Origin of the sequence: Rhodanobacter sp. DHB23 (assembly GCF_014842975.1) — a bacterium.
Taxonomy (GTDB): Bacteria; Pseudomonadota; Gammaproteobacteria; order Xanthomonadales; family Rhodanobacteraceae; genus Rhodanobacter_A.
In genome coordinates this window covers 140,604-162,173 of the sequence record NZ_JACYXK010000028.1, presented here as the reverse complement: position 1 = coordinate 162,173, position 21,570 = coordinate 140,604, and the positions used below count along the sequence as shown (strand labels likewise).

Sequence of the window (21,570 nt, the reverse complement as noted above, 5' to 3'; positions counted from 1 at the left end):
AGCTACACCAACGCAGGCATCGGTTGATGTAGATCAGGAAAGATTGACCCATCGGCGCCTAGCATGCCGCCCGCATCCTCCCCCCACTTTCCCAAGGAGATTCGCATGGCCTCAGACACCTTGCCTGCAGACCACGCCGGTCCGCAGGATCGCGTCAGCCGGATACTGATCTGGATACTCGTTGCCGCCACCATTGCCTGTTCGATCGGCATGCTGGCGGCCACCCGCAGCACCTATCAGCAGGCCGCACCGATCCCGCAGCAGATGACCGCCGGCGACGGTACTGTGGTGATGAGCTACGCCGACATCGTCGCCGGCAAGTCGGGCTTCCAGAAGGCCGACCTGATGGACTACGGCAGCCTGTACGGCATGGGCTCCGCCTTCGGCGAGGACTACACCGCCGAATACCTCGTGCAATTGGCGAAGGAGGTGCAGAACAACCTCGCGCTGACGCGTTATGGCAAGCCATTCGACGCCATCGACGCCGACCAGCAATCCGGTGTCACCACCACGATGCGCCAGCAGCTTCAGGGCATCGACCTCAGCCAGCCGCAGATAGTGCTATCCGATACCGTGGCCAAGGCGATCGTCACGCTGCGCGCGCGCATCGGGGCGTCGCTGTTGAAGGATGACTTCACCAAGGGCTATACCGGCGCTCGCGCCCTGAACCCTGAAAGCGCCAAGCGGACCGCAAGCTTCCTGCTCTACTCCGCGCTGACTACGGTGGCGCGTCGCCCGGGCAAAGACTATTCCTGGACCTCCAACTGGCCGTCCGAACCACTGGTGGGCAACCACCCCACCGCAGCCACCTTCACCTGGACCTGGGCCTCGTTCACCATGGTGTTCTTCGCCATCGGCGCGATCCTGGTGATCTTCCGCCTGTGGATCGAACCGAAAGCGACGAACGAGACCTTCGAGCCCGTGCTCAGCGTGTTCCGCGCACCCACCCCCAGCCAGAAGGCGCTGTGGAAGTACTTCCTGGTGGTGACCGGCGTGCTGCTGGTGCAGATCCTCGCTGGCTCAATCATGGCGCACTACTACACCGACCGTGCGAGCTTCTACGGCATCGAGGTAGACAAGTGGCTGCCGTTCGCGTTCCTGCGCAGTGTGCACGTACAGGCGCCCATCGTGTGGATCGGCGTCAGCTGGATCGCCGCAGGGTTGTTCCTCGCTCCGATCATCGGCCGCAGCGAGCCGCGCTGCCAGCGCTTTCTGGTGAACCTGATCTTCTGGGTGCTGGTGGTCATCGTGGCCGGCGCGCTGACCGGCGATTACCTCGGCATCGCCGGCACGGTCGACAAGCACTGGTTCTGGCTCGGCAACCAGGGCCTGTCCTATCTGGAACTGGGTCGCTTCTGGCAGATCCTGTTCTTCGTCGGCCTCGCCGTGTGGTGCGCAGTACTGCTGCGTGCATTCTGGCCAACACTGAAAGCGCTGTTCAAGCAGGGCGGCGGCACACTTTATGGGCTGTTCCGCATCGAGCACCTGCTATGGTTCAGCACGCTCAGCGTCGCCGTGCTCTACGTCTGCGGCATGATCCCGCTGGGCTCGCCCAACCCATCGTTCTCGATCACCGACTTCTGGCGCTGGTGGGTGGTGCACTTGTGGGTGGAACTGGCCTTCGAGCTGTTCACCGCCTCAGTCACCGGCTACTTCCTGATGGCGCTGGGGCTGGTGTCGCGGCAGATGGTCGAGCGCACTGTGCTGTTCGAGTGGATCCTGATCATCATCGGTGGCGTGCTCGGCACCGGCCACCACCTGTACTGGGCCGGCGAACCAAGTCTGTGGGTGGGCGTGGGCAGCATGTTCTCCTTCATCGAAGTACTGCCGCTGGTGCTGCTGGCGCTGGAGGCGATCGACCAGCAGCGGCACATCCAGCAGAAGCAGGGCTTCCCCTACAAACTCGCCTACCTCTACATCCTGGGCGCGGCGTTCTGGAATTTCGTGGGCGCAGGTGTGTTCGGCGGCGGCACGCTAAACGCGCCACTGGTGAACTACTACGAGCACGGCACCTTCCTCACGCTCAACCACGCGCACACCTCCATGTTCGGCGCCTTCGGCCTGCTCGCGATCGGCTTGCTCTACATGGTGCTGCGCTACTTCAACGGCGAACGGCCGTGGAGCGACCGCTGCGGCGTGTGGGCGTTCTGGCTGTACAACATCGGCGTGATGATGTGGATCGTGCTGAACTTCTACCCGATCGGCTGGCCGCAGCTGGAGGCGGTCTACACCCATGGCTATGCCTACGCACGCAGCCTCGCGTTCTACGACACCACCACGTTCTGGCAGTGGATGCGCATGCCGGGCGACATCGTGTTCGCCGCCGGCGCGCTGCTGATGGCGTGGGATTTCGTGTCCAAGCTGTGGGCGCAGCGCCGGACAAGTCTTGGGGAACCCCGCTGACAAGGGCCTAAAGGCAACCAGGGCGGGGCTTTCCCGCCCTTGGTTGCTTCACGGGAAGTCGTCCCATTCGACCGATGCTGATGCTCATCTGGCCTAATTTGGTGTTGAGGAGCGCAGACTGCTGCGTCTGTGTCCCTCAGCGGCTTCAGGCATCTACGAGGCATAGCGCGTCAGTCTCGCCTGCCAAGCCTACTTTTACACCCGCGATAACGCACCCTAATCACACACCCGCGAATTCATGACGGCCACGGGACCGGCGCGATCGCGCGACTCGGCGTCAGCGCAGAATCGCGAGCAGCGCCTGCGCGGCAGGCGCCGACGAGGCCGGATTCTGGCCGGTAACCAGCAAGCCGTCGGTTTCGACATGCGGCTGCCAGTCGGCGGCCTTGCTGTAGCGGCCACCGTTGGCCTTGAGCACATCCTCCACGAGGAACGGCACCACGTTGCTCAGGCCGACCGCGGCCTCTTCGCTGTCGCTGAAACCGGTAACCGCCCTGCCCGCAACCAGCGGCGTGCCGTCGGCGTTTTTCACGTGGCGCAACACGCCCGGCGCATGGCAGACGGCGCCGACGGGCTTGCCCGCCTTGATCGTGTTGCCGATCAGGGCGATGGACACAGGGTCTTCGGCCAGGTCCCACAGCGGGCCATGGCCGCCGGGATAGAAGACCGCGTCGAAGTCGCCCGGCGACACCTCGGACAACTTGCGCGTGTGTGCCAGCGCATCCATCGCCGCCTTGTCGCCCTTGAAGCGCTGGGTAGCTTCGGTTTCCGCACCGGGTTCGTCGCTCTTCGGATCGAGCGGCGGCTGGCCGCCCTCGGGCGAGGCCAGCACCAGTCCGGCGCCGGCATCGAGGAACACGTAGTACGGCGCAGCCAGTTCCTCCAGCCAGAACCCGGTCTTCTTGCCGGTGTCGCCGAGGCGGTCGTGGGATGTGAGGACGACGAGGATTTTCATGGCCTGTCCCGCTGGAAGGAAAGCCACACCCTCGCACGCGTACGGTTAATCGCGCGTGTCCGCCGTCGCCTACGGATCCCTGGCATCGCCGCGCGTGCCGCTGCCGTCCGGACTACTACGTCTCCGATGTGGCTTGTGGTGCTTCCCGGCCCACCATGGCCAACTGCTGAGGCGCGTAACGCTCGCCCTCGGCCTGGAGCTGCGCGGCGGCTTCGGCGATCTCGTTCAAATCGTCGCGCGTCAGTTCGATGCGGGCCGCGCCAAGGTTCTCCTCCAGGCGATGCAGCTTGGTCGTGCCCGGGATCGGCACGATGTAAGGCCGCTGGGCGAGCAGCCATGCGAGTGCGATCTGTGCCGGTGTCGCTTCCTTCGCGCTGGCCACGCGCTTCAGGAGATCGACGAAAGCCTGGTTCTTTTCCATGGCCGCGGGTGAAAACCGGGGCACGCTGCTCCGGAAATCGTTGTCGGCCAGCCGGGTGTCCTTGCCCATCGCGCCGGTCAGGAATCCCTTGCCCAGCGGACTGTAGGGCACGAAGCCGATGCCCAGTTCGTCGCAGGCCTGCAGGATGCCGTTGGTTTCCGGTGCGCGCCACCAGAGCGAGTATTCGTTCTGCAGCGCCGCGACGGGTTGCACGGCATGGGCCCGGCGCAACGTCTGGACGCCTGGCTCGGACATGCCGAACTGCCTCACCTTGCCTTCGGCGATCAGTTCCTTGACGGTGCCGGCCACGTCCTCGATCGGCACGTTCGGATCGACGCGGTGCTGGTAAAGCAGGTCGATGGTGTCGATGCGCAGGCGCTTCAGCGAACCTTCGACGGCCTGCCGGATGCGTTCCGGGCAGCTGCTTACGCCACGGTTCTCGCGTGTGCCGGAATCGATGTCGAAGCCGAACTTGGTGGCGATGACGACCTGGTCCCGGAACGGCCGCAAGGCCTCGCCGACGACCTCTTCGTTGGTGAACGGGCCGTAGACTTCGGCGGTATCGAAGAAGGTGACGCCGCGCTCCACCGCCGCGCGGATCAGGGCGATGCCCTCTTCCCTGCCGAGCTGGGTCGCATAGCTGAAGCTGATGCCCATGCAGCCGAGGCCCAGCGCCGAAACTTCGAGGCCGCTTTTTCCGAGTGTGCGTGTCTGCATCTGTTGTTCCCCTCAGGTCTTGTGGATCACGTGGCTTGTTGCCGGCGGCAACTCTCTTGCCGGACTGGGCGTCATGTGCCGCCAGCCTCGTCGAAAACCTTGCGCGCGATCTGCAACGCCGTCATCGCGGGCGGCCAGCCCGCATAGAAGGCCAGATGCGTGATCGTGCCGATGATCTCTTCGCGCGTCAGTCCGTTCTCCAGGGCCTTCTTGAGGTGGAACGGCATCTCGTTGATTCGGTAGAGCGAGATGAGGCTGGTGATCGTCACCAGGCTGCGATCGCGCGACGACAGGGCCACCTGTTCCCAGACATCGCCGAACAGCACCTGATCGGTGATCTCCGCCAGATGAGGGGCGATGTCGCCGAAGGATTGGCGTGCGTTGGTGGGTACTTCTTTCATACCGTGACTCCCGGAATTCAAGTGGTTCGCTTCGTCGGATCAGACGCGCAGCAGGGTCTTGATGGCGCGCCGTTCGTCCATGGCGCGGTAGCCCTCGGCCACGTCGGCCAGCGGCAGGTCGAGGTCGAAGACCTTGCCTGGATTGATGGTGCGGCTCAGGACCAGGTCCATCAGGTGCGGAAGGAAGCGGCGCACCGGCGCGGGACCGCCCAGCATCCCGGTCTGCGAGAAGAACAGCGATTGCCCGTCCAGTTCGACGCCGTGCGGGACGCCGACATAGCCGATCATCGCGCCGGGGCGCGCGCTGCGGATCGCCTGCTGCATGGATTCCTGCGTGCCCACGCATTCGAGGACCGAATCCGCGCCGATGCCGTTCGTCAATGCCCGGACCTGCGCCACGCCCGCGTCGCCACGCTCGGTCACGATGTCCGTGGCTCCGTATTCGAGCGCAAGTTCCTGCCGCTGCTTGTGCCGGCTCATGGCAATGATCCGCCCGGCGCCCATTTGTTTGGCTGCAAGTACCCCCATGAGGCCGACGGCACCGTCACCGACCACCACCACGGTGGCGCCCGGCTGGACGCGTGCGGCGTCGGCTGCGTACCAGCCCGTGCCCAGTACATCCGACACGGCCAACAGGCTCGGGATCAGGTCATCGGAAGGCATGACGGCTGTCGGCACCAGCGTGCCATCGGCCAGGGGCACCCGCGCATAGGGCGCCTGGGCGCCGCTCATGAATTCGCGTTGCACGCAGGACGACTGGAACCCGAACTGGCAATGCGGGCAGGTGTTGTCGGAAAGGCAGAACGAACCGACGACGAATTGTCCCGGCTTGACGGTCCTGACTTCGCTGCCGACCGCGACGACCACGCCGCAGTATTCGTGGCCCATGCGGGCGGGGCCGGCCATGGGCTGGAGTCCGCGGTAGGGCCACAGGTCCGACCCGCAGATGCAGGTGGCCGACAGCTTGATGATGGCGTCGGTGGGCTTGAGGATTTCCGGCTCTTCGACGTGCCCGTAGCGCACATCGCCAGGGCCGTGCAGGATGGTTGCCAGCATCGTTCGTTCTCCTGGGTGTTCACATCGTGTAGCCGGGTTTCTTGTAGAGCCTGCCCTGCCCTTGCTGGATATCCTGCCGGTAGACCTGCGCCGCCCAGTCGCGCGGACTCACTTCCTCGAACGCGACCGAGACGGACTCCTCGCCGTAGCCGAGGACCTCCATGACGTCCGCGGTGATGCGGTCGGCCAGCGCCTGCTTCTGCTGCTCGGTCTTTCCCGGCCAGGCTTTGACGATCACGTGTGGCATGGCGTCCGCTCCCCTGCCGTCACTGGTCGGCTTCGACCGGGCCGAGATAATCGGCATCGCTTACCTGTTCCAGCCAGGTGACCGGCGATCCGTCGAGCCATTCCTGCACGGCGATGTGGCTCATCGCCGTGGTGGCGGTGGCGCCGTGCCAGTGTTTCTGGCCGCAGTCGCAAAACACCACGTCGCCGGCGCGGATCTCCTTCTTCGGCCCGCCCTCGCACTGCGTCCAGCCGCACCCGGAGACCACGACCAGGTGCTGGCCCAGCGGGTGCGTATGCCAGGCCGAACGCGCGCCCGGATCGAAGGTCACCAGGGCGGCGGAGGTACGGCCGGGACCGGCCGGGTCGAACAGCGGGTCGATCCGGACGTCGCCGGTGAAGTAGCTGGCCGGCCCCTTCGCCGAGGGGCGGGAACCGCTGCGGTAAATGCGCATCTGCATGGCGTGGATTCCTGGAACTGGAATGGCTTTCGTTGAATGCACGAAAGTTTCCCGCGCAGCGTGTCCCGCGACTAGCTAATGGATGCTTAAAGACTATATTAGTCAAACTAATCTATAGCCCGTGCCACACTGCGCCATGGCAAGACGCAACCTCAACGACCTGCTCGCCTTCGTCACCATCGCCCGCGCGGGCAGCTTCACGCGCGCCGCGGCGCAGCTGGGCGTGACCCAGTCGGCCCTGAGCCAGACCATGCGCTCGCTGGAAGAGCGGCTCGCCATCCGCCTGCTCACGCGCACGACACGCAGCGTGTCGCCGACCGAAGCGGGCGAACGCCTGCTGAAAGCCATCGGCCATCGCTTCGACGACATCGAGGCCGAGCTGGAGGCCCTCACCGCGCTGCGGGACAAGCCGGCCGGCACCGTGCGCATCACCTGCGGCGACCTCGTGCTGCGCACGATCCTGCTGCCGAAGCTCACACCCCTGCTCCGCGCCTACCCGGACATCGAGATCGAGTTCGACGTCAACTACGGTTTCCGGGACATCGTCGCCGACCGCTTCGACGCCGGCGTGCGCCTGGGCGAGAGCATCGACCAGGACATGGTCGCCGTGCCGATCGGGCCGCCGCTGCGCATGGCGGCCGTGGCCGCGCCGGATTACCTCGCCTCGCGCCAGCCGCCGGCAAAACCGGAAGAGCTGGTTTCGCACCGGTGCATCAATCTCCGGCTGCCGACCTACGGCGGCCTGTACGTGTGGGAATTCGAACGCCGCGGCCGCCCGCTGAACGTGCACGTCGAGGGGCAGCTCACGTTCAACACCTCGCCGCCCATCGTCGAGGCCGCCCTGGACGGGATGGGCGTGGCCTTCCTGCCCGAGGACGAGGTCTCGCCGTACCTGCAGCAAGGCCGCCTGGTCCGCTTGCTGGAGGACTGGTGCCCGCCGTTTCCCGGCTACTACCTCTACTACCCGAGCCGCCGCCAGCCCTCGCCCGCCTTCTCGCTGGTGTTGGACGCATTGAAGTTGAAGCCGGTCCGGTCCCGGCCTGTGCACGGCTCCGACCCTGCTTCCTGATCGCCGGCCCGATGCCCCGCCTTCCGCGACGTGGGCTTGTTCCCGAAGCCTGCCTAAATCATCAGGCACAAGCCGAAGCGACTCGCGGCGATGTGCAGGCCTGCGCGCTGGTCGACAAGGATCCCGGCTTCCGGCGTGGCGATTCCTGCGAGGTCGAAGGTCCGGCGGATGACACCTGCCATCCCTATCTCGAGGCGTAGAACGCCCTGAAGTCCCCGGCGGACAGCGATTTCGAATACAGCCATCCCTGTGCGAACTGCACGCCCGCATCCCTCAGCAATCGTTCCTGCTCGCGGGTCTCCACTCCCTCGGCCACCACGTAGTGGCCCTGGAAGCGGGTGAACGCGGAGATCTGGCCGAGCTTCCTGCCATCCGAACCCGTCAGCTCCTCGACCAGCTCCCTGTCGAGCTTGATGATCGGGACCGGCTGCCGGGACAGGACGATGAAGTTGCTCTCGTCCAGGTTGACGTCGTCCATGGCGACGAGACGGTGTTCCCTGATCAAGCCACGCAGTTCCTCCAGCCCCAGGCGGTCCGGGAAGCCGCGCTCGGTGATTTCCAGGATGATCTGCTTGCAGACGTCGGCGAAATTGGCCTTGCGCACGGCGTATTCCAAGCCGCCCCTGCCCAGGATTTCCGGAGGGACGTTGATGCCGACATGGACGTCGGGATGGCCGCGCAGCCAGTCCCCCAATTCCCTGGCCACGGTATCGATGACCCAGTAGGTCAGCAGCCCGGATACGGGCGTCTCTTCGATGACGGGGACGAAATCCATCGGATGGACGACGTGCGCACCGCGCCGCCAACGCACCAGTGCCTCGCAGCCGACGCAGCGCCCGCCCTCCTGCAGCGCGATGGTCGGCTGGTACTCGAGGAAGAGTTCCTTGCGGAGGATGGCATCGTGCACTGCGCCGGGTGTGATGTCGCCAGGCCCTGCCATACATCCCCCGAAACCTGCATGCCACAGGGCAGGCACTCTAGCATGCGTGGGCACTTGCCCGATCCGGTGCACGGCCCAGGGGTGGAGCTGGCCGGTACTGCGGCAGGCAACGGATCCAATGCGCCGCGTTCGCTTCGTTTCCTGCATCTTCGGGTGGCGGCGTGCCCCGCGCAGGCGAACCTGCGCCCGGATGGACAATGGCGAAGCAGAAAGAGGATAGTGATTCCCTGTCCTCAGGCGACGGGTCTTCCCGGTCGAATAGCGGCATCGCAGACGGCATCGTCGTTGCCTTGATCCGTCGTCTGGCGGGAGGCAGGCTGCAACCGGCAGCGACGCATCGTCGCTGCAAATGCGCGAGGTGGCCCCATGGCTGACAAAGAAATTCCCGGCATTCATCCTTACGAGGCCCCTGCGGGTGGCTGGGGTGCGTTGAAGGCCACGGCCAAGGCCGTCTTCGAGCAGATGAACGCTCCGGAGGCGGCGATCACGCTGTTCCGGACCAACAAGCCCTACGCGTTGCGCGCCAAGCGCCCCGAGGGCTTCGATTGCCCCGGTTGCGCCTGGCCGGACAAGCAGCACACCTCGACCTTCCAGTTCTGCGAGAACGGCGCCAAGGCCGTCACCTGGGAGGCGACCAAGAAGCGTGTGCCGCCGGAATTCTTCGCTGCCCACACGGTGACCGAGCTGCTGGGCTGGAGCGACTACCAGCTCGAGGGCGAGGGACGCCTGACCCACCCGCTGGCCTACAACGCCGAGAAGGACATCTACGAGGCGGTCGACTGGGACGAGGCCGTTGCGCGCATCGGCGAGATCCTGCGCAGCCAGGCGGATCCGAACAGCGTCGAGTTCTACACCTCGGGGCGTGCCTCCAACGAAGCCGCCTTCCTGTTCCAGCTCTTCGCCCGGGAATACGGCACCAACAATTTCCCGGACTGCTCGAACATGTGCCACGAGGCCACCAGCGTGGGCCTGCCGCAGTCGATCGGCATCGGCAAGGGCACGGTCTCGCTGGACGACTTCGAGCATTGCGAGCTGATCATCGCGATGGGGCACAACCCGGGCACCAACCATCCCCGCATGATGGGCACGCTGCACGAGGTCGCTCGCCGCGGCGCGCCCATCATCGTGTTCAACCCGCTCAGGGAGCGTGCGCTCGAACGCTTCGCCGACCCCCAGAACCCGGTGGAGATGGCCACGCTCGGTTCGACGCCGATCGCCTCCACCTACCTGCAGGTCAAGGTCGGCGGCGACGCGGCGGCGCTCAAGGGGATCATGAAGTCGCTGCTGGAAATGGACGATGCCGGCGCGCCCGGTTCCGAAGTGCTGGACCATGCGTTCATCGCCAGGCACACCCGTGGCTTCGAGGAACTGGCCGCCGACCTGCGGGCGACTTCCTGGCAGGACATCGAGGCCAGGTCCGGCCTGCCCATGCAGGCGCTGCGCGATGTCGCCGCGGCGTACGCCAAGTCGAACGCCACCATCATCACCTACGGCATGGGGCTGACCCAGCACCATCAGGGCACGCAGAACGTGCAGCAGGTCGCCAACCTGCTGCTGATGCGCGGCAATTTCGGCAAGCCCGGCGCCGGCATCTGCCCGTTGCGCGGCCACTCCAACGTGCAGGGCGACCGCACCGTCGGCATCACCGAGAAGCCGGGCGCCGACATGCTCAGGCGCATCGAGCAGACCTTCGGCTTCAAGCCGCCGAGCGCGCATGGCCATGATGCCGTCGCGGCGATGCAGGCGATCAGCGAGGGGCGCTCGAAGGCGTTGATCTGCCTGGGCGGCAACCTCGCCGTCGCGATGCCCGATCCGCAGCGCTGCTTCCCGGGCATGCGCGGCCTCGAGCTCGCGGTGCACATCGGCACCAAGCTCAACCGCTCGCACCTGCTCACCGGCAAGCACTCCTTCATCCTGCCCTGCCTGGGGCGCACGGAACGCGACCTGCAGGCGGGCGGCCCGCAGGCCGTGACGGTGGAGGACTCGATGTCGATGGTGCACGCCTCGCTGGGCAAGCTGCCGCCGGCCTCGCCGCACCTGCGTTCGGAGCCGGCGATCATCGCCGGCATGGCCGCCGCGACCCTGCCCGGGAGCAAGGTGCCGTGGATGAAGCTGATCACCGACTACGACCTCATCCGCGACGCCATCGAATCCGTCTTCCCTGACTTCGCGCAATACAACGAGCGCATCCTCGTGCCAGGTGGCTTCAGGCTGCCGCTGCCGCCCACCGAGCGCATCTGGAACACGCCGTCCGGCAAGGCGGAATTCCTGCGCATGAAGGGACTGGACGAAGATCCCGTCCTCGCCGATCCGATGATCCTGACGCTGACCACCATACGCAGCCACGACCAGTACAACACCACCATCTACGGCCTCGACGACCGCTACCGCAGCGTGTTCGGGCGCCGCGACGTGGTGTTCATGAACGCGGACGACCTGGCCGAGCGCGGCATCGAGCCAGGCGACGAAATTCTCGTCGAAACGGCCATCGGCCAGGGGCCGGAGCGCCGGCTGGCCAACGTCATCGCCGTCGCCTACAGCATCGCCAGGGGCTCGGTGGCGACCTACTACCCCGAGGGCAACTGCCTGGTGCCGCTGGACTACAACGACCAGGCCAGCGGGACGCCGTCGTACAAGTCGATCCCCGTGCGCATCGCGCGTACGCATGCGGGATGACGGGCGATTGAAGTACGAAACGGGCCTGAAGCGGGAAATGCTCCCCACGGATTCCAGCGCCCCGCCTGCCGTCCCCGCCTCGCCGGGATACGTCGGGCGCCGCATCGAACGCTGGCGCCATGGCCACGGCGAACCGGTCGAGGATTGCATCGCCGAGGAAATGCCCATCGCCATGCTGTACAACGGCGTGTCCTTCGCGGTGATGATGGCGACGCCGCACGACCTCGAGGATTTCGCCCTCGGCTTTTCGCTCAGCGAGGGACTGGTCACCGAATCACCGCAACTGCGCTCCATCGCGCGGACTGAACTGCTCGAAGGCATCCAGCTCGCCATCACGGTGGCTCCCGAAGCGCCCGCCGCACGGCTCGATGAAGCGTCCCGGCGCCTGCTGCCGGGACGCGGAAGCTGCGGCATCTGCGGCACGCGCGAACTGGAGGATGCGGTGCGCCAGCCCGGACACATCCGGAACCCTGGCTCATTCCGGGCCTCGGCGCTGGAACGCGCCCTGGCTCAGCTCCCGGCCAGGCAGCCGATGAATGCCGCCACCGGCGCCGTCCATGCCGCCGCCTGGGCCGACGCCGAAGGCAATGTGGTGCTGGTGCGCGAGGACGTGGGCCGGCACAACGCGCTCGACAAGCTGATCGGCGCCATGGCCCGCGCCGGCATCACGCCGGACTCCGGCATGCTGCTGCTGACCAGTCGCGCCAGCTACGAGATGGTCACCAAGGCAGCCAACGCCGGCATCGGTTTCATGGCCGCGATTTCCGCACCCACGGCGCTGGCCATCGAACTGGCACGCAGTGCCGGCGTATGCCTGGTCGGCTTTGCCCGTCCGGGCAACCACAACGTCTATACCTGCCCCGACCGGCTTGTTGCCGACTAGGGAGGGAATGGTCTTCCGGCTGGCGCTGCACGTCGCCGATGCAAGCCGGCAGGGACCTGCCCCACTTGCCTGTGCGGACTAGGTCAGCACGAAGTCCCTGGGCTCCAGCGGAGCGGGAACATCGGGATCGCCGAGCAGGCTGCACAGGTTGATCTCGATGTTGCGGCTGATCGCATCCAGCGGCAGGTCGTTGGGCAGCAGGTCGAAGGGATCCTCGATCTGCGTGCCGATCGCATCCAGGCCGAAGAAGGTATAGGCCAGCACGCCGACCGCCAGCGGCGTCAGCCATCCAAGCGAGTCGATGAGGCAGAACGGCAGCATGAAGCAATAGATGTGCACCGTGCGGTGCAGCAGCAGGATGTAGGCGAACGGAATCGGCGTGCCCTTGATGCGCTCGCAGCCTCCCAGCACGTGCGACATCTGGTTGAGTTCGCGATCCATCTCCACCAGCAGCATGCTGTCGATGCCGGCGGCCCGGGCATCCTGCGCATAGGCCGCGCCGAGCAGGCCCAGCACGGCATTCGGCGCATGCGGCGATGCCATCGCTGCCGCATATGCCTCGTCGGACAGCCAGCGCCGCAGGTCGGGGCCGGGATCCGTGCCGCGCAGGTAATGGCGCAACGCGTGCGTGAAGCCGACCAGGCCATGCACCAGCCGCCGCCGCTGCTCGTGCGGCAGCGACGGCATGAATGCCATGGTCTGGCGGGCCAGGTTGCGGGTGGCGATCACCAGGTCGCCCCACAGCGTGCGGCCCTCCCACCAGCGCTGGTAGGCCACGGTGTTGCGGAAGCCGAGGAAGATGGCCAGCGTCAGTCCAAGCAGGGTCAGCGGGGCCGCGTTCAAGGTGAAATGGATCGCCAGTCCCCGTCGCTGCACGGTCACCACCACCAGCGAGAGCAGCATGGTGTAGAGCACCTGCGGCAGGATCACCGGCACGATCGAACCCTTGCGTGCGAACAGCAAGGTGGTCACGGAATGCACGTTGTGCGGGCGGACGATCATGGGCGCCTAACATACAACGAGCCGGCCCATGCTTCCGGTGTGGAGTGCTCCAGGTGTTTCAAGGGAGCGGAATCAATCGCGTGGCCAGCATCGGATGGCCAGCGGTGGCAAGCGCAGCCGGACGTCGTCGGCCGTCACGTGCGACGACGGCGATTTCGCCCAGAGCCTGGCCTGCCCGCAACGCAACCCCACGTAGCCTCCATGTTCGCCGGCTTGCCGTACCTCCACCGTGGCGGCGACGAGGCCGTCGGTGTCGGTGGCGCCCGCCGCGCATGCCTCGTGCAGTTCGATCGCTTCCGGCGCGATGTGCCAGTCCACCACGGTGTCGTCGGGCAGCCCCGTCGCCACGGGCACGGCCATCTTTGCATCCGGCCAGAGCAATCGCTGCGCATCCGGTTTTCCGAGCAGTCGCCCGCGATGCACGTTGCGGTGACCCAGCAAGCGGGCCACCGCGCCATTGGCCGGTCGCGCATGCAGCGCCGCCGGCGTGCCGGCCTGCACGATGCGGCGGTCGTGCATCACCACCAGCCGGTCGGCCACCGCGGCCAGCGCGGGATCATGGCTCACCGCCAGCGCGGGGATGCCCGCCGCATGCACTTCCGCGATCAGTTCGGCCAGCACGTCGTCGCGGGTGGCCGGGTCCAGTGCCGAAGTGGGTTCGTCCAGCAGCAACAACCGCGGTTGCCGCGCCAGCGCGCGCGCCAGCGCCACGCGCTGCTGCTGGCCGCCGGACAGTTGCGCGGGACGCCGCTCGGCCAGCGCGGCCAGCCCCACCCGATCCAGCCATTCGACGGCCTGCCTGCGGCGATCCGCGCCGCGCAGGGCAAAGGCCACGTTCTGCCACGCGTTCAAGTGCGGGAACAACGCATGCCCCTGCGGCAGGTAGCCCACCGCGCGCCGTTGCGGCGGCAGGCCATCGAAGGGTTTGCCGCGTGCCGGCAGCAAGCCCGCGATGGCGCGCAACAGCAAGGTCTTGCCCTCGCCGCTCGCACCCAGCAACACGGTGAAACCTTCCACCTCGAACGAGGCCGCAAGCGCCACCGGGCGTTCGATGCGATAGTCGACGCGCATCAGGCCAGCCGCCTGCGCACGGCCAGGCCCAGTGCCAGCGGCAGCGGCAAGGCGACCAGGAAGAACACCCACAGCAACGGGTACACCGCGGACAGGCCGATGTCCTGCAGGTTCACCCACAGCTTCACCGGGATGCCCTGCGGGTAATACGCCACGATCAGCACCACGCCGAACTCGCCCAGCGCGCGCACCCAGGCCAGCGCCACCGCCGCGGCCAGGCCCAGCTTCGCCAGCGGCAGGCTGACGTGGAAGAAGCTGCGCGCGGGCGAATGGCCCAGCGTCAGCGCGATCTGCTCCAGCTCGCGCGGCACGCCCTCGAAGGCGGCGCGCGCGGCGAGCACGTAGTACGGCAACGCGGCGTAGAACTGCGCCATCACGAAGGCCGGCGCCGAATTGGTGAGCAGCAGGCCGGCGCGTTCCAGCAGTTGTCCGGCCGGGCCATAGGGACCGTACATCGTGGCCAGCAGCAGACCCATCGCCAGTGGCGGCGTGAGCAGGGACAACAGCAGCAGCGCGTCGATCAGCCACTGCCCGCGCACGCGATGGCGCGCCAGCCACCACGCCAGCGGCGTGCCCAGCGCCACGATCAGCAGCAACGCGACCAGGCTCAGCCCCAGCGACACCGCCACCGCACCGCCGTCGCCATGGGCGAAGCCGGGATGGCGCCAGTCGGTGGCGATCGCGAGGCCCGCGAACGGTGCCGCCAGCAGCAGCAACGCCAGCGCCGCGGCGAACGTGGTCAGCCGCGGCCGCATGGCATCGCTCACAGCGCGTTCCCGTGCGGCGGGTCGTAGCCGCGTTCGCGCAACATCGCCTGCCCCCGCGCACCCTGCATGAACTGCACGAAGGCGCGGCCCAGCGCGGGCTGCTGCGCATCGGCCGGCACCGCGGCATAGAACACCAGCGGTTGCGCTTCGACCTTCTTGCCGTTGGCCAGGGTGAAGCCGGCCTGCGCATACCACGACGCCTGCATCGCCGGCTGCGCCAGGTCGATCTCGGCGGGCAGGTCGACGGTCGGCAGGTGGTGCGAGAAGGCCGCGCTGGCGTAGCCGATGGCGGCATCGAGCTGGCCCGCTTCCAGCCGCGACATCAGCGAGGTCTCGGCGAAGATCTGCTGCGGATTCTGCAAATCGCCGGCCAACTGTTGCAGCAGCCCGGGCTGGTGGTAGTAACGCGACGCCAGCTGCAGGGTGAGCAGCGCGTTGGCGCCCTGCGGGTCCACTGCGGGATCGGTGCGGCCGAAGCGCAGGCCGGGTTCGCGCAGCACGTCGTACCAGGACTTCCTGCCCTGCGCCGCCGCGGCGAAGTCGGCGGCGTAGCGGCTCTTCGGGCTGTAGACCACCACCATGCGCGTGCTGGCCACCGGCACTGCGTGGTCCACCAGGCCGGCCTGCTGCAGCGCCTTGATCGGGCCGGGCGTGATAGCCACGAACACGTCGGCCTGCAACTGCTTGCCGGCCAGCAGACGCGCCAGCGCGTACGAGCCCTGGCCGACGCCCTGGTAACTGGCGTGCTGCGCGCCGGCTACCGCGGGGCCCAGATCGTGGTCCATCACCACGCCCATCGAGCCGGCGTAGGCCACGCGCAGCACCGGCGCGTCGGCGGCCAGCGTGGCCAGGCCGAACAGCAGGAGCAGCGGTGCCAGCCAGCGTGCGAAACGTGCGGGGTGCCTCATGTCCGGACTCCCTTGCTGGTGTGGCGCTGGCGCACGCTGTCGCGCACGTCCACGTCGAACAGCACCGCGAGCGCCCTGCCCTCCGGTACGGCCAGCTCGAACGACAGCCCGTCGCGGCTGGGCAGGCGCGCGGCGAGTTCGCGCACCGCCGCGTCCGCCAGGTCCACATGCCAGCCATCGCTGCTACGCCACCAGCCATGCTGCGGAGCCAGCGCCAGTTGCTGGCACTCGTCGCGGCCATCGGGCCAGCGGGCGGCGTTTTCCACCGTGCCGCCGGCCAGCAGGATCGCCAGCTCCGCTTCGTCGATGCGCAGGCGCAGCGTTTGTCCCTGCAGTTGCACTCTCATCGGTTCACCTCGTTCCAGCTTGCCTCGGTATTGCAGTCGGCCAGTTGCGCGATTTCATCGGCGGCCAGCGCGATCTCCGTGCAGCCCATCGCCTGCTGCAGTGCGCGCAGCGAACGTTGGCGCGGCTCGCGCTCGTGCAGCAGCGCGGCGAGCAGCGCACGGGTTGCCGCATCGACACGCAGGCGCGTCGGCAACACATGGTCGACGCAACGCAGGCCGCGCGCCTGCGGTTGTTCCGTGCGCAGCCGGCGCAGCAACGCGGCGCCGAGCAGCGGCATGTCCACCGGGATCACCAGCAGATCGGCATCGTCCGCCACCGCTCCGGCGATGCCGGCCAGGCCGCCCAGCGGGCCGAGCCCGGGCTGCATATCGACGACACCGTGATAAGCGGGACGATCGCCGCTTACCCGCAACTCGTCCACGCCGGATGCGCGCAATGCGTCGAGCTGGCGTTCGAGCAACGGGCGACCGTGCCATTCCAATAGCGCCTTGTCGCGTCCCATGCGCGTGGACTGGCCGCCGGCCAGCACCACGCCGATGCATGGCAGGCGCTCAGCGGCCGTGGGCATGGCCGGCATGGTCGTGCCCATGGGCATGCCGCTCCGCTTCGCGCTGCTCCTCGCACAGCGAGCAGCCCTCGCTCCAGGCGCTGTCGCCGTCCACGTAATGTTCCTGTTTCCAGATCGGCGCCTCGTGCTTCACCGCCTCGATGGCCAGCCGGCAGGCGCGGAAGGCCTCGTCGCGATGCGGCGTGCCCGCGGCGACCACCACGGCGAGGTCGCCGATGGCGAGGTCGCCCTTCGCATGCGCGATCCACAATTTCAACGGCGCGCCCACCTCGGCCCGCGCGCGTTCGCCGATGGCGCGGAACATGCGCAGCGCCAACGGCTCGAACAGGTCGTAGCTGATGCCGGTGACGACGCGGCCCACGTTGTGGTCGCGCACCCGGCCGATGAACGTGGTGATGCCGCCGAAGCGCGGGTCGCCCACGAAATCCAGCGCCGCGGCCACGTCCAGCGCGGCCACGCGGCGCTCCACCACGGCGACGTGCAGGTCGTCCATCTCAGCCTCCGCTCACCGGCGGCAGCACGGCCAGCTCGATGCCTTCGGGCACCGTGCGGTGGTTGTGCAGGATCTCCTCGGCGCTGGCGAAGGCGCTGCGCCGCACCAGGTTGGCCGGGATCGCCGGCACGTGTCCGGCAAGGTGCGCCACGAGCAATTCGCGCAGCTCGGCGATGCTGCTGCCGGCCGGCACTTCCAGCTCCACGTAGCCGCTGGTATCGGCTTCGCGCAACGCGCCATACAGTGCGATGCGCACCTTCATGCCGCGCTCCCGACTATCGCCGGGCTTTCCAGATGGCCAAGGCCGCAGACTTCCACCAGCGTGCCCGCCGGCACTTCCGCGGCCTCGAGCGGCACCACCACCCAGGCATTGGCCTCGGTCAGCGGGCGGATGCGGTAGGACTCCTGTCCCGCCAGCACGCGCGCCACCAGGCGTCCCTGCGCATCCAGCGTCACGTCTGCCTTGAGGTGGAAGCGCAGGCGCGGCTTCTTCGCGTAGTCGCCGGCCAGCGGCACGCGCCACGGCACTTCACGCGGCAGGCCCAGCATGGCGCGCAACGCCGGCTCCACGAAGAAGCGCAGACCCACCGCCACCGCGATGGGATTGCCCGGCAAGCCGAAGAACAGCGTGCCGTCGGACAGCCGCGCGAACAGCAGCGGCTTGCCTGGCCGGATCGCCACCTTGTGGAAGATGGCTTCCGCGCCCAGCCGTTCCAGTGCCTGCGGCACGAAGTCGTAGCGGCCCATCGACACCGCGCCGGTGGACACCACCATGCGCGCGCCGGCGGCGCGGGCGCGCGCGAACGCTGCGAGGAAAGCATCCACCTCGTCGCCCACCGTCTCGATGTGCGCGAGTTCGGCACCAGCACGCGGCACGCGCTCGGCCAGGAAGGGCCCGTTGGAGTTGCGGATCTGCCCTGGCTCGAGCGGCCTGGCCGGGTCGTCCGCCAGTTCGCGGCCGGTGCACAGCACCGCCACGCGCGGGCGCGCGGCCACGCTGACGCGGTCCACGCCCAGCGCGGCGAGCAGCATCAGGTGTTGCGGCGCCAGCACGGTGCCGGCGGCGAGCACGCTTGCGCCAGCCGGTACGTCGGAGCCGGCGTTGCGCACGTTCTCCCCGGCGGCCACGTCGGCCAGCAGGCGCACGCGCGGCGGCGCTTCCAGCCGCTCGGTCTGTTCAACCGGGATCACGCGGTCCAGTCCGTCGGGCAGGCGCGCGCCGGTCATGATTTCCCACGCGCCGCGCCGTGCCCGGGTGGCCCCGTCGCCCGCGGCCTGCTCACCTTCGATCGGCCATTCGCCGCCCGCGGCCAGCGCTTCGTCGCCGCCGCCCAGCGCATAGCCGTCCATCGCCGAGTTGTCGAACGGCGGCAATGCGCCGGGCGCCGACACCGGCGCGGCGAGCACGCGGCCCATCGCCGCGGTCACAAATACCTCTTGCGCAGGCAATGGCGCGCAGGCGTCGAGGATCAGGCGCAATGCCTCGGCCGGATCGAGCGTGGCGTGGCTCATGCGTGGCCCTCGCCCGCAGCCATCGCCAGCGCATGCGCGAGGATGGGCGCGAGGATGTCCATGCCCTGCGCCACCGCCTTCGCGCTGCCGGGCAAGGCGATCACCAGCGTGCCGCCCAGCAGCACCGCCTCGGCACGGCTCAGCCAGGCCAGCGGCGTGTGCTGGCTGCTTTCGTTGCGGAACATTTCCGCGATGCCGGGCACGCGGCGTTCGGCCACCAGCGCCAGCGCCTCGGGCGTCACGTCGCGCGGGCCAAGCCCGGTACCACCGGTGCACAGCACTAGGCGCACGCCGGCGGCGGCCAGTTCGCGCAGACGCGCGGCCAGCGGTTCGGCCTCGTCGGCGCGCACCTCGGCGGGGCCGACGTCGGCGCCCAATGCACGCAGGCGTTCCACCAGCAAGGGGCCGGAAACATCCTCGTACTCGCCGCGGCGCGCGCGGTCGCTCAGCGTGACCACAGCGGCCGGCACGCCTTCCAGCCGCGGCGTGGCCTGCGGGCGATAGTGCGCGCACTCGGCGTCGCTCATGCCATCGGGATGCAGCCAAAGTCCCTTCTTGCCGCCTTCCTTGAACAGCAGCCGCACGCCGCCGATGGCGAGCGCGGGTTGCACCGGCTTGGTGAGGTCATAGAGCGTGAGCAGGGCCGCGTTGACACCGGCCAGCGCTTCCATCTCCACGCCGGTGCGGGCATGGGTGGCCGCTTCGCAATACACGCGGATCGCCTGGCGCCCGGCCACCGGCTCGCAGCGCAGCTCCAGGTATTCCAGCGGCAGCGGATGGCACAGCGGCATCAGTTGCGAGGCGTTCTTCGCCCCCTGCAGGCCGGCGATCTCGGCCATCGCGATGGCGTCGCCCTTGGGCAGCCGCTTCGCCACGATGTCGTCGAAGGCGCTGCCGGCGTACAGCTCGCCCACCGCCACCGCGCGGCGCGCGGTGGCGCGCTTGCGGCGCACGTCGGCCATGTGAAAAGCACTGTCCTGGAGCGGGGCGCGTTCCTCGCGCTGGGGCATGGATCAACCTCCGGTGGATGCGAGATGGGGCGTGATGCCGGTGCGGCCCTCATGCAGGAAGTGCCCCTGCTCCTTGCGGCCGATCTGGCCGCCGATGGCGCGCACCAAGTCATCGAGTTGTTCGTCGCGCTGCAGGTAGCGACGCAGCGGAATGCCGAACTCGCCGAACAGGCACAGGCGCAGGTCGCCGGTGGCGGTGACGCGCAGGCGGTTGCAGCCCGCGCAGAAGTCCTTCGAGTACGGCGCGATGATGCCGATGCGCCCGGCGTAACCGGGATGGCGGTACTCGCGCGCGGGGCCGGCATCGGCGGCGCGCGGCAACGCCTGCCAGCCCGACTCGCGCAGTTCGGTTTCCAGCAGCCCGGCGCCCACGTGGTGGTCGCGGAAGAACGCGAGGTTGTCGCCGGTCTGCATCAGCTCGATGAAGCGCAGGCCCACGGCATGGTCGCGCAGGTAGTCCAGCCAGCGCGGCAGTTCGTTGTCGTTGACGCCCTTCAGCAACACCGCGTTGAGCTTCACCGCGGACAGGCCGGCGGCCAGCGCCATGTCCACGCCGTGCAGGATGTCGTCCAGCCGGTCGTGACCGGTGATGCGCGCGAACGCCGCGCGGTCGAGGCTGTCCACGCTGACGTTGATGGCGTTGAGCCCCGCATCCATCCACTCGCCCAGCCGGCGCGACAGCAGGGTGCCGTTGGTGGTCATCGCCAGCCTGGTCACGCCCGGCGCCGCGGCGGCGGTGCGCAGCACGTCGGTGAGGTCGTGGCGCACGCTGGGCTCGCCGCCGGTGATGCGCAGCTTGTGCATGCCCAGTTCGGCGAAGCCGCGCAGCAGGCGCGCGATCTCCTCCAGCGACAATGGCCCCGGCATGCCCGCATCGGCGTGGTAGCCGTGCGGCAGGCAATACGTGCAGCGGAAGTTGCACGCGGGGGTGATCGACAGGCGCAGGTAGGGAAAGCTGCGGCCGTAGCGATCGGCCAGCGGGGTCATGCCATGTGCTCCTTTCCAAGTGCGGGAGGCGAACGCGTTTCCCCGCTCGCCCGGTGGTTCCGGGAACCACGGACGCAGCACCATGTTCCAGGGGAAGAAACGAAGATCCTGCGCCTCGGAGTTGCCGTTGCGATTGTCGTGCTTATCCCGTCACCTGTCGATCACGCTCGGCGATTGGCGGCACCTGCCATGCCGGTTGGCATCTCCCTGCGACAACCGCATCCCAGGCCGGGTCGATACCGTCCGTTTCACCGGGCGGCCGATGGCAGGCGCTTCCTGCCGATCCGCAACCTCGAGCCATGCTCGGCACATGCTTGACCGGCGCCCCTGTGCCAAGCACCGCGTTGTACGCGTCGACGGCCTGCTCGACTACCTGACAGACAAGCTATCGTGATGGCCCGGCAGCCAGGCCGGCAGACGCCAATGCGGGAGGTGCCATGACACATGCGTTCAAGGTCGGCGACCACGTGACGTGGAACTCCGAAGCCGGCTGGGTCAGTGGCCGCATCGTGCGCGTCCACACCAGCGACGTGGACTACAAGGGCTACACCCACCACGCGAGCGTCGATGATCCGCAGTACGAGATCCAGAGCGACAGGACCGACCACGTGGCAATGCACAAGGGCAAGGCGCTGCGGCTCATCTAGCCGGCACACGATATTTGTGCCGGCTGCCGGCGACGGCCTCGCCTGTGGCT

General features: G+C 68.0%; 24 protein-coding genes and 1 riboswitch. Of the genes, 5 read left to right on the top strand and 19 right to left on the bottom strand.

Translation table 11 applies throughout. The annotated features are described in order from the left end of the window. Nucleotides 1-105: 105 nt before the first annotated feature. The gene (locus tag IHE47_RS12560) at nt 106-2,403 is read left to right on the top strand and encodes a cbb3-type cytochrome c oxidase subunit I (RefSeq protein ID WP_192106299.1); all 2,298 of its coding nucleotides are present in this window, start codon (nt 106-108) and stop codon (nt 2,401-2,403) included. Between the two features lie 277 nt (nt 2,404-2,680). Here the strand turns inward: IHE47_RS12560 and IHE47_RS12555 are convergent, their stop codons facing one another. The 6 genes from IHE47_RS12555 to IHE47_RS12530 all read right to left on the bottom strand — a co-directional run bounded on the left by IHE47_RS12555 (nt 2,681) and on the right by IHE47_RS12530 (nt 6,639). Further along, the gene (locus IHE47_RS12555; RefSeq protein WP_192106298.1) at nt 2,681-3,358 is read right to left on the bottom strand and encodes a type 1 glutamine amidotransferase domain-containing protein; all 678 of its coding nucleotides are present in this window, start codon (nt 3,356-3,358) and stop codon (nt 2,681-2,683) included. Between the two features lie 115 nt (nt 3,359-3,473). Then, nucleotides 3,474-4,496 carry an aldo/keto reductase gene (locus tag IHE47_RS12550; protein WP_192106295.1) on the bottom strand — a complete coding sequence of 341 codons (1,023 nt, stop codon included), beginning with the start codon at nt 4,494-4,496 and terminating at the stop codon, nt 3,474-3,476. A 71-nt stretch (nt 4,497-4,567) separates the two neighbouring features. Further along, nucleotides 4,568-4,897, bottom strand: coding sequence for a carboxymuconolactone decarboxylase family protein (locus tag IHE47_RS12545; RefSeq protein WP_192106293.1), 330 nt, complete (start codon nt 4,895-4,897; stop codon nt 4,568-4,570). Nucleotides 4,898-4,936: 39 nt separating this feature from the next. After that, nucleotides 4,937-5,953 carry a zinc-dependent alcohol dehydrogenase family protein gene (locus tag IHE47_RS12540; protein WP_192106292.1) on the bottom strand — a complete coding sequence of 339 codons (1,017 nt, stop codon included), beginning with the start codon at nt 5,951-5,953 and terminating at the stop codon, nt 4,937-4,939. Between the two features lie 19 nt (nt 5,954-5,972). Then, nucleotides 5,973-6,200, bottom strand: coding sequence for a tautomerase family protein (locus IHE47_RS17895; protein ID WP_192106290.1), 228 nt, complete (start codon nt 6,198-6,200; stop codon nt 5,973-5,975). 19 nt (nt 6,201-6,219) lie between these two features. After that, on the bottom strand, nt 6,220-6,639 hold the full coding sequence (locus IHE47_RS12530; protein WP_225561857.1) for a cupin domain-containing protein: 420 nt from the start codon (nt 6,637-6,639) through the stop codon (nt 6,220-6,222). Between the two features lie 136 nt (nt 6,640-6,775). Here IHE47_RS12530 and IHE47_RS12525 point away from each other — a divergent pair, with 136 nt between their 5' ends. Continuing rightward, entirely contained in the window at nt 6,776-7,708 is a 933-nt protein-coding gene (locus IHE47_RS12525; RefSeq protein WP_192106288.1) for a LysR family transcriptional regulator, read from the top strand. A 53-nt stretch (nt 7,709-7,761) separates the two neighbouring features. Here IHE47_RS12525 and IHE47_RS17890 read toward each other — a convergent pair whose 3' ends face one another. Continuing rightward, a complete protein-coding gene (locus IHE47_RS17890) occupies nt 7,762-7,890 on the bottom strand; it encodes a hypothetical protein (protein WP_255523497.1) in 129 nt (42 codons plus the stop codon). Nucleotides 7,891-7,892: 2 nt separating this feature from the next. Next, nucleotides 7,893-8,648, bottom strand: coding sequence for an EAL domain-containing protein (locus tag IHE47_RS12520; RefSeq protein ID WP_192106286.1), 756 nt, complete (start codon nt 8,646-8,648; stop codon nt 7,893-7,895). Nucleotides 8,649-9,014: 366 nt separating this feature from the next. Between IHE47_RS12520 and IHE47_RS12515 the strand changes: the two genes are divergently transcribed. Further along, on the top strand, nt 9,015-11,324 hold the full coding sequence (locus IHE47_RS12515) for an FdhF/YdeP family oxidoreductase (RefSeq protein ID WP_192106284.1): 2,310 nt from the start codon (nt 9,015-9,017) through the stop codon (nt 11,322-11,324). A 37-nt stretch (nt 11,325-11,361) separates the two neighbouring features. Continuing rightward, nucleotides 11,362-12,207: a formate dehydrogenase accessory sulfurtransferase FdhD gene (gene fdhD, locus IHE47_RS12510; RefSeq protein ID WP_192106282.1), complete on the top strand. Its 846-nt coding sequence runs from the start codon at nt 11,362-11,364 to the stop codon at nt 12,205-12,207. 78 nt (nt 12,208-12,285) lie between these two features. On the opposite strand, the gene IHE47_RS12505 is transcribed toward fdhD, so the two are convergent. From IHE47_RS12505 to moaA, 11 genes are all read right to left on the bottom strand, one after another. Next, nucleotides 12,286-13,209, bottom strand: a complete 924-nt coding sequence (locus IHE47_RS12505) for a bestrophin family ion channel (protein WP_192106280.1) — start codon at nt 13,207-13,209, stop codon at nt 12,286-12,288. Nucleotides 13,210-13,281: 72 nt separating this feature from the next. Then, entirely contained in the window at nt 13,282-14,280 is a 999-nt protein-coding gene (locus tag IHE47_RS12500; RefSeq protein WP_192106278.1) for an ABC transporter ATP-binding protein, read from the bottom strand. After that, a complete protein-coding gene (locus IHE47_RS12495) occupies nt 14,280-15,047 on the bottom strand; it encodes an ABC transporter permease subunit (protein WP_343227476.1) in 768 nt (255 codons plus the stop codon). Before IHE47_RS12495 ends, IHE47_RS12500 begins: the two co-directional genes overlap by 1 nt. After that, nucleotides 15,044-15,955, bottom strand: coding sequence for an extracellular solute-binding protein (locus tag IHE47_RS12490; RefSeq protein ID WP_192106276.1), 912 nt, complete (start codon nt 15,953-15,955; stop codon nt 15,044-15,046). Before IHE47_RS12490 ends, IHE47_RS12495 begins: the two co-directional genes overlap by 4 nt. Further along, the gene (locus IHE47_RS12485) at nt 15,952-16,302 is read right to left on the bottom strand and encodes a hypothetical protein (protein WP_192106269.1); all 351 of its coding nucleotides are present in this window, start codon (nt 16,300-16,302) and stop codon (nt 15,952-15,954) included. Before IHE47_RS12485 ends, IHE47_RS12490 begins: the two co-directional genes overlap by 4 nt. Beyond that, complete coding sequence (locus IHE47_RS12480; RefSeq protein ID WP_225561856.1) at nt 16,299-16,892, bottom strand: NTP transferase domain-containing protein; 594 nt, start codon at nt 16,890-16,892, stop codon at nt 16,299-16,301. The genes IHE47_RS12485 and IHE47_RS12480 overlap by 4 nt, the downstream gene beginning before the upstream one ends. Continuing rightward, the gene (locus IHE47_RS12475; protein WP_192106268.1) at nt 16,855-17,364 is read right to left on the bottom strand and encodes a molybdenum cofactor biosynthesis protein MoaE; all 510 of its coding nucleotides are present in this window, start codon (nt 17,362-17,364) and stop codon (nt 16,855-16,857) included. Before IHE47_RS12475 ends, IHE47_RS12480 begins: the two co-directional genes overlap by 38 nt. Before the next feature lies 1 nt (nt 17,365). After that, complete coding sequence (locus IHE47_RS12470; protein ID WP_192106266.1) at nt 17,366-17,626, bottom strand: MoaD/ThiS family protein; 261 nt, start codon at nt 17,624-17,626, stop codon at nt 17,366-17,368. Beyond that, nucleotides 17,623-18,876, bottom strand: coding sequence for a gephyrin-like molybdotransferase Glp (gene glp / locus IHE47_RS12465; protein ID WP_192106264.1), 1,254 nt, complete (start codon nt 18,874-18,876; stop codon nt 17,623-17,625). The genes IHE47_RS12470 and glp overlap by 4 nt, the downstream gene beginning before the upstream one ends. Next, nucleotides 18,873-19,886, bottom strand: a complete 1,014-nt coding sequence (moaCB, locus tag IHE47_RS12460; RefSeq protein WP_225561854.1) for a bifunctional molybdenum cofactor biosynthesis protein MoaC/MoaB — start codon at nt 19,884-19,886, stop codon at nt 18,873-18,875. Before moaCB ends, glp begins: the two co-directional genes overlap by 4 nt. Before the next feature lie 3 nt (nt 19,887-19,889). Next, on the bottom strand, nt 19,890-20,873 hold the full coding sequence (gene moaA / locus IHE47_RS12455) for a GTP 3',8-cyclase MoaA (protein WP_192106263.1): 984 nt from the start codon (nt 20,871-20,873) through the stop codon (nt 19,890-19,892). Continuing rightward, nucleotides 20,868-21,006, bottom strand: a riboswitch (molybdenum cofactor riboswitch). (Overlaps the previous gene by 6 nt.) 304 nt (nt 21,007-21,310) lie before the next feature. On the opposite strand from moaA, the gene IHE47_RS12450 reads away from it, so the two are divergent. Further along, nucleotides 21,311-21,520, top strand: coding sequence for a DUF2945 domain-containing protein (locus tag IHE47_RS12450; RefSeq protein ID WP_192106261.1), 210 nt, complete (start codon nt 21,311-21,313; stop codon nt 21,518-21,520). Nucleotides 21,521-21,570: the final 50 nt, after the last annotated feature.

Coding starts and splice junctions, on each gene's coding strand:
- IHE47_RS12560 (WP_192106299.1), top strand. CDS start 106: ATGGCCTCAGACACCTTGCCTGCAGACCACGCCGGTCCGCAGGATCGC.
- IHE47_RS12555 (WP_192106298.1), bottom strand. CDS start 3,358: ATGAAAATCCTCGTCGTCCTCACATCCCACGACCGCCTCGGCGACACC.
- IHE47_RS12550 (WP_192106295.1), bottom strand. CDS start 4,496: ATGCAGACACGCACACTCGGAAAAAGCGGCCTCGAAGTTTCGGCGCTG.
- IHE47_RS12545 (WP_192106293.1), bottom strand. CDS start 4,897: ATGAAAGAAGTACCCACCAACGCACGCCAATCCTTCGGCGACATCGCC.
- IHE47_RS12540 (WP_192106292.1), bottom strand. CDS start 5,953: ATGCTGGCAACCATCCTGCACGGCCCTGGCGATGTGCGCTACGGGCAC.
- IHE47_RS17895 (WP_192106290.1), bottom strand. CDS start 6,200: ATGCCACACGTGATCGTCAAAGCCTGGCCGGGAAAGACCGAGCAGCAG.
- IHE47_RS12530 (WP_225561857.1), bottom strand. CDS start 6,639: ATGCAGATGCGCATTTACCGCAGCGGTTCCCGCCCCTCGGCGAAGGGG.
- IHE47_RS12525 (WP_192106288.1), top strand. CDS start 6,776: ATGGCAAGACGCAACCTCAACGACCTGCTCGCCTTCGTCACCATCGCC.
- IHE47_RS17890 (WP_255523497.1), bottom strand. CDS start 7,890: ATGGCAGGTGTCATCCGCCGGACCTTCGACCTCGCAGGAATCGCCACG.
- IHE47_RS12520 (WP_192106286.1), bottom strand. CDS start 8,648: ATGGCAGGGCCTGGCGACATCACACCCGGCGCAGTGCACGATGCCATC.
- IHE47_RS12515 (WP_192106284.1), top strand. CDS start 9,015: ATGGCTGACAAAGAAATTCCCGGCATTCATCCTTACGAGGCCCCTGCG.
- fdhD (WP_192106282.1), top strand. CDS start 11,362: ATGCTCCCCACGGATTCCAGCGCCCCGCCTGCCGTCCCCGCCTCGCCG.
- IHE47_RS12505 (WP_192106280.1), bottom strand. CDS start 13,209: ATGATCGTCCGCCCGCACAACGTGCATTCCGTGACCACCTTGCTGTTC.
- IHE47_RS12500 (WP_192106278.1), bottom strand. CDS start 14,280: ATGCGCGTCGACTATCGCATCGAACGCCCGGTGGCGCTTGCGGCCTCG.
- IHE47_RS12490 (WP_192106276.1), bottom strand. CDS start 15,955: ATGAGGCACCCCGCACGTTTCGCACGCTGGCTGGCACCGCTGCTCCTG.
- IHE47_RS12485 (WP_192106269.1), bottom strand. CDS start 16,302: ATGAGAGTGCAACTGCAGGGACAAACGCTGCGCCTGCGCATCGACGAA.
- IHE47_RS12480 (WP_225561856.1), bottom strand. CDS start 16,892: ATGGGCACGACCATGCCGGCCATGCCCACGGCCGCTGAGCGCCTGCCA.
- IHE47_RS12475 (WP_192106268.1), bottom strand. CDS start 17,364: ATGGACGACCTGCACGTCGCCGTGGTGGAGCGCCGCGTGGCCGCGCTG.
- IHE47_RS12470 (WP_192106266.1), bottom strand. CDS start 17,626: ATGAAGGTGCGCATCGCACTGTATGGCGCGTTGCGCGAAGCCGATACC.
- glp (WP_192106264.1), bottom strand. CDS start 18,876: ATGAGCCACGCCACGCTCGATCCGGCCGAGGCATTGCGCCTGATCCTC.
- moaCB (WP_225561854.1), bottom strand. CDS start 19,886: ATGCCCCAGCGCGAGGAACGCGCCCCGCTCCAGGACAGTGCTTTTCAC.
- moaA (WP_192106263.1), bottom strand. CDS start 20,873: ATGACCCCGCTGGCCGATCGCTACGGCCGCAGCTTTCCCTACCTGCGC.
- IHE47_RS12450 (WP_192106261.1), top strand. CDS start 21,311: ATGACACATGCGTTCAAGGTCGGCGACCACGTGACGTGGAACTCCGAA.